The following is a 6,242-nucleotide window of genomic DNA, read 5'->3' as shown; positions in this document are numbered from 1 at the left end:
TTTGACTCATCCCACCCATCAAGGCCTGTATAATTTTCTCTCTTAGATCTCTACTATAAGCTTTCATTTTTAAGCTTATATATCTCATTACGGAAAATGTACAGATTGTTGTTACTTAATTGAAAATTGCTCTAGTAACGAATCAACCGAGTGCATGTTTGAAGGAATGGCTGGAGTGCCTAATCCAACCTGTGATTCTCTGGGTTCATGAGTGAAGGTCTGCAGAGATCTGCGTAGCACCTTGGTGCTTGGACCCGTGTTGATATCAGGGGATCAAGCGGCGGAAAATTGATGCCTATGATTATATCATTCGAGTAGCAAATTTGAAAACCAGTAAAAAAGGCAAACACAAAATCCATAAAAGTATCAATCTTAAAAATTTTTACATGCAAAAATGAATTCAGAGTAATGCCTCCCGTATCACCTACAATTTTGGCGATTTAATGACTAGCATTTTTTTGGTTTGAAGATCTCTCATCGTATAAGGAATACCTCCTGTTCCTAAGCCGGATGTCTTAAGACCTGCAAATGGCATCCAATCCACCCTGAAAGCTGTATGATCATTGGCTATCACAGCCGACGCATTCAGCCTCTTGTAGCAATAGCTAATGGTATCTATATCGGAACTAAAGACAGACGCTTGAAATGAAAAAGGTAGGCTATTGGCCTGCTCAATTGCTTTATCTATTTCAGTGTAAGAATAGAGACATACGACAGGACCAAAAATTTCCTGTTTGCTGACTTTACTATCAACAGAAGGATTTAAAAGCACCGTTGGTTCATAACAGGATTCAAATATTTTATTGCCCCCTGTCGTTTTTCTAGCACCTTCATTTAAAGCGTTACTGACCCATTCTGCAACTCGATCAACCTCGCGAGGTCGGATCAGTGGCCCCACTTCTGTGGTTTCAATAATGGGATCACCTATCACTAATTTTTTTGCAGCTTCGGTGATACTCTCAGACAAAAAATCAATTTTATGTACATGAATAAAAATTCTCTGCACTGATACGCAAACTTGGCCTGCATGATAAAAAGCACCCTTCACTAATCCATCTGCGGCATTTTCAATATCAGCATCTTCAGTAAAGATTACCGGAGCCGCACCACCATGCTCGAGAGCGCACCTAGCTCCAGGAGCTAACTTTGATCGCAACATCCACCCCACAGCAGGACTACCAATGAAAGAAAAAAACGCTATTCTTTGGTCACTTACAAGCTTGGTTGCAAGATCAAGATCTTTGAGTGTTATAGCTTGGCAGTATTCAGGAGGCAAGCCCGCTTCATGAAATAACTCCACCAATCGAAAACACGTAAGCGGGGTATCTAACGCTGGTTTGATAATAATTGGGCATCCCACTGCTATAGCGGGAACGATCTGATGAATGATCAGGTTCAGTGGATGATTGAAAGCGCTGTATGCTAAAACCAGACCAATAGGCTCATGTGAAGTAAAAGCCAGCCGCTTAGCAGAGGCAGGATTGAGCCCCATAGGAATTTCCTCACCCGCTTGAGTCCGAAGAAATTCAATACAAGTTAATACCATCTAAAGCACGCGCTACTTCTACTTTTGAATCAACCAAAGGTTTCCCTCCTTCACGAGCTGATTCCAGGGCAAATTGATCTCTATGCTTTTCTAGTAGCTCTATGGTTTTCTCCAATATAGCAACACGCTCCCATGTAGTCAGCTTGCGTGAATGATCTTGAAACAACTCATGCGCGGTCTCTAGCGCAGTCTCGACTGTTACTTGATTAGCGACTTCAATTTTACCAATGACAGCACCATCAAATGGCGCAACAACATTAACGAATTCTTCGCTGCTTCTTGCTTTTGGAACAAAAGACTTAAATTCAGATCTCATAAGCTCTAGATAGCTGCATAACGTTTCTTAATTTGTTATCTAGGATTGGAATCACTGAATCACTATCCACATTACACCGTATCATGCCTACAAGATGGACTGTTATGTCCGCAAAGCAATATTCAAGAAGAGCAGCACCCTCTTTTACTAATCTCACTAGATGACCTCTTGTATCATTAACCTCTAACCGCTTACCCTTATTTGTGATGGAACACAAATAAGATACACAAGAATTTGAGCGCCTCCTCGTAGATGCAAGATACTGCTATATCAAAAAAGGATTCTTCAAATCGAGCTGCAGCTTCCCGCGATCAAAGACTTGAATAGATTTTTCTAAGCCTATGAAAAAAATAAAGCCCTAAGCCTCTTGAATCTAACTGCCCTCGTAACACTCCTCCATGAATCACTTAGATTTATTGAGTGCCCAGTCATACTTAAAATAGGAGAACTCAATGTCTTTAGGTATTTTTTTACTTCGATATCTATTCACAAAGAAAATGACACCTTCAGGCTCAAAGTCTTTAGAATACCATTCGAAGATCTTAGACAACTTCACAGTATTATCAGATACTTTTACTCCAGTCGGATTTTTAAGTATAAAGTCAGCAGATAGTTGTTCAAGCTGGAGATCTACTCGATCAGAAGTAAAGGCATAAGATGCAAGTGGAGGACAACTTTTAGCAGCACAATTCACTCCAAAATGCACTCTTGGTTCATCCAGTTGCTTGATTAGTAATTCTTTCTCTAAGTAGTTAAGTGACATTTTATCACCACCCACTTGGATACGCTTCTCTGAAAAAAGCTCAAAACCTGACCCAAGATCTGTCACACTTGTAATAGGATATTTATCTAAAACATGCTTTAGAACCCAAGCATTATATGCGTTCATATAGTAGGCCAGCTTTGCTTCCTTCGTGTCCGCACCGGGACCATGCCTAGAAATATGATCCATGATTTGATTTAACTCCGTTACATCTGCTTGATTCCCTTTCCAGGCACCGTAATCGACACCTTCTTCGCTGACATATTTTTCTAGTAAGGCTGAATAGGCATCTCGCCAATTTTCAGCTGCTACCAAGTGTATTGACGCACACCAAGCTAACATAGCTAATATCATTGACTTCATATCTGTGGGACTAATTTAAAGCTCTTTTATTCCTCTACTCACGCACCTGATGCTTTTCCTGTATGCAGTATCCACAGTTTGTTGGTATGAAGTAAATGATTTTTTCCAACTCAAAGACAGCAAGTTTGTCAAAAGTTAAATAGCTAAATATAAGAGCGAACCTATGAACAGCTCATAGCTCACATACTATTACTGAGCTATTTTTGACATGTTTATTGTTATCTGGCCAATCGAGTTTTTAACTTTTATTGTAAAAAATTAAATGTTTAATTTTTTTCCTTTAACTGAAGCTTACCCGTGTGTAAGCCTACGCTGTGATGCAATATAGGTTAGATTATAATATAAGTAGTGGCGCGATGAAAATAACCCTTAACACTGATACCCTAAGCACAACTGTAAAAGCTTTTCAGAGCGAGTTCATAGACAAAATTCAAAATGATACAAGAAAGTGGACGCACGTGACTATTGACCTGACAAAATCTAAAATGATTGATGCAGCAGGCATAAAATTAGTGTTATCTCTCATGAATGTCATCCAAACCAAAAACATCAGGCCAGAAATCATGGTCAAGAATGCTTACGTTCTGAAAATCCTTAATATCTCCTTAATTAATAACAAAGCTAAGTTAGTTTTAGTCGAATGACAAGAAGCTCATTTTTTTTTGACGAATCTAAGAATCTCCTCTGAATACTTTTGAGATAACGATCCATGGTAAAGTAACCCCTGAGAATGAAAGTTTTTACAAGGGAAGCATTAATCTAAAGATGACCCCTTTTTTGGGCTCTTCAAAAATCAAATTGCCCCCTAAAATTTCAGCACTTTTTTTCATCATGTAAAGCCCTAGACCAGAACCAAATGCAACCTTTGCATGGAAACGCTTAAACATTTGAAATAACTTTCCATGATCATCCTCGGGAATACCTAAACCATTATCTTCTGCCTCCAACACAAAGTTTTTATCTTGTCTGTATGAAGAAATCTTAAAATATGAAGATTGCTCTTCTAGGTCTTGATATTTAATCGCGTTAGAAATCAAATTTTCTACTATGAGTGTTATACGGCTCTTTTTGAGACAGAGAGGCTCTTGGAAGGTCAAATCCCTCTTGAACTGCAGCCGCCCAAAATGACTCATATGCGCAAATTTTTCTAGAGCCACGTCAATCAGAAGATTTAAATCAATCTCCGTTTCTTCTTCCTCAACACCTTTAACATAGGTGAGAGCTAAAATGTCTTTTACCAGAGTCTCTAACTTAGTAAGCGATTTCTGTATACGATTCAAACTATCAATAGCTGTCTCCTGTTGACCCTTAGCAAGGGCCTCTTTTGCCATACCTAAAAGACTAACTGATGAAACAAGAGGTGACCGTAAATCATGGGAAGTCCTATAAGCAAATTCCTCTAGCTCGCTATTTGCATGTTGTAAACTTCGCAGGAGTTCCTCTTTAGCAATTTCATTTCCTATATACTGAGCAATTAAATTCAAAAATGACTTTTCCTGTTCTGTAAAAGGAATTTTTCTAGGAGTCCTAGATGTAAAACTCAGTGTGCCGTATACCTTCTCATTAACAAAAACTCTGGTTCCTATGTATGCATTTATTCCTAGTTTGTGATAACTAGGGTCTAAAGCAATATTACTCTTCGTAGTATCATGCCACGCTTGAACAGAATGGTGATTATAAACAGACCAACAATATGTCCCTTCAAGGTCAAAAATATGTCCCTCTTCTAAACCAGTGTTACAAGAAGTGAAAGCTACCTCATATTTATTATTCCTAATATTATTAATAGCCCCTGAATCTAAACCAAAATAGACTCTTCCCACTTCCAAGGTTACCCGTATTTTTTCTCTAAACTCTAATAAGTTTGTAGAAGCAATCCTGTATATCTCGTTCATAACCTTTTGCTCTTTTATTTGGTCGGTTATGTCTCTTGATATGCTAAGTAAATAAGGCTGATCTTTTTGATCACAGAATCGTATTTTCTTTGTATGTAAAGTCCGAATCTGTCCATTTGAGAATGGAATCGTTTCTTTCGCCTCTGATTGACCCTCCCTAAATGCTAAACGATCCAGGTCAAAAAAATCTTCAGACTCTTGGGGAGCAGAATGATGATCTGATGTTCCGTTAAGCCGCTCTTTAAGACCAAATTGTAAAAATGCCTTATTAGCATTCACTATCTTATGCTCCCTGTCTTTTACAGAAATAAGGTCAGGGGCAGAATTCATTATCAGTGAGAGAAAATTTTTACTCTCCTGAAAGTCCTGTGAACGTTTTTTTAGGGCAGTAACATCTTCAGCTATGATAGAAAAATCGTACGCGTGCTCTGCCTTATTATAGTTAGGTAAAACAGTAATATTATGAATTGAGTGTTCTGAAGACAATGAACAGCATTTGAACAACGTTTCATGTAACATAGAAGAGAAAATGGCGGGAGCTTTGTCTTCATAAACCATCTTTATACGGTCAGTATACCGTTTTGATTTAATTTCAGGGAAAAAGTCTCGTAAATCCTTGTCAACTATCTGCTGAGCACTAATCCCTGTCCATATTTCTAACCGACTATTCCAAAAACGAACCGTATAATTTCTCTTACAGAAACAAATGCCTACAGGAAAATCTTGCAAAAAATCAAACATCACCAGGCTTAGTTAACTGAGTTCGTCTATGGCCTTGATCAAATAATTAAAAGATGCCACTTCAAAGAAAAGCATGATATGCCCCTCTATGTTTTCTTGGACAACTGTAAACTTTGTCTTAATTAAAATGAGAATAATTTCGGGACGCTCTTTGTACTTTGCCTCAATAACATCAAGCGTATTTTCGGAATAACTAGGTAAGCTAAAGCGTAAATTTGATCCTAATATATTCGAAAAAGAACCCATAATCCCATTTAAAACAATACTCCCTAACTCATGCATTATCTCAATATGCAGACTACTAATATTTTCTGCGTCAACTTTTTCATCTGTGACAGCTGAAATTAAATTTGCAGCACTTTTAGGAGGAAAAAGAAGAGATGACACACCGCCGTAATCCCCTTGAAATGGAAGCTCTACGATAGAAAAAAGACCTTCATCGTAATCCGCTAGCGCTTCGTGTAGATATTCCGGAGGCACACCCACCACCTCAGGTATACATAATTCGACATGCATGCTGAGCATATCATTTAACAGACCAGCTGCGCGCCCTAGTCCCACGTTGGCAATTTCTTTCAAAGCGTCAATTTGATCCTCTGTTAAATCTAAGGTCATATA

The 6,242-nt window shown here is 38.3% G+C and carries 6 protein-coding genes; 1 reads left to right on the top strand and 5 read right to left on the bottom strand.

Features of this window, described 5'->3' with window-relative positions:
- Positions 1-424 precede the first annotated feature (424 nt).
- The 3 genes from AAGA18_13585 to AAGA18_13575 all read right to left on the bottom strand — a co-directional run bounded on the left by AAGA18_13585 (position 425) and on the right by AAGA18_13575 (position 2,988).
- Positions 425-1,546 carry an aldehyde dehydrogenase family protein gene (locus tag AAGA18_13585; protein MEM9446370.1) on the bottom strand — a complete coding sequence of 374 codons (1,122 nt, stop codon included), beginning with the start codon at positions 1,544-1,546 and terminating at the stop codon, positions 425-427.
- Entirely contained in the window at positions 1,527-1,862 is a 336-nt protein-coding gene (locus tag AAGA18_13580) for an aldehyde dehydrogenase family protein (protein MEM9446369.1), read from the bottom strand. Before AAGA18_13580 ends, AAGA18_13585 begins: the two co-directional genes overlap by 20 nt.
- 403 nt (positions 1,863-2,265) lie before the next feature.
- On the bottom strand, positions 2,266-2,988 hold the full coding sequence (locus tag AAGA18_13575; GenBank protein MEM9446368.1) for a DUF547 domain-containing protein: 723 nt from the start codon (positions 2,986-2,988) through the stop codon (positions 2,266-2,268).
- Between the two features lie 317 nt (positions 2,989-3,305).
- Here AAGA18_13575 and AAGA18_13570 point away from each other — a divergent pair, with 317 nt between their 5' ends.
- Entirely contained in the window at positions 3,306-3,632 is a 327-nt protein-coding gene (locus AAGA18_13570) for an STAS domain-containing protein (protein MEM9446367.1), read from the top strand.
- 96 nt (positions 3,633-3,728) lie between these two features.
- Here AAGA18_13570 and AAGA18_13565 read toward each other — a convergent pair whose 3' ends face one another.
- A complete protein-coding gene (locus AAGA18_13565; protein ID MEM9446366.1) occupies positions 3,729-5,624 on the bottom strand; it encodes an ATP-binding protein in 1,896 nt (631 codons plus the stop codon).
- A 12-nt stretch (positions 5,625-5,636) separates the two neighbouring features.
- The gene (locus AAGA18_13560) at positions 5,637-6,239 is read right to left on the bottom strand and encodes a chemotaxis protein CheC (GenBank protein ID MEM9446365.1); all 603 of its coding nucleotides are present in this window, start codon (positions 6,237-6,239) and stop codon (positions 5,637-5,639) included.
- Positions 6,240-6,242: the final 3 nt, after the last annotated feature.

It is taken from the genome of Verrucomicrobiota bacterium, assembly GCA_039192515.1.
Taxonomy (GTDB): Bacteria; Verrucomicrobiota; Verrucomicrobiia; order Methylacidiphilales; family JBCCWR01; genus JBCCWR01.
The sequence above is the reverse complement of the archived record's forward strand: the minus strand, read 5'-3'. Positions and strand labels throughout refer to the sequence as shown.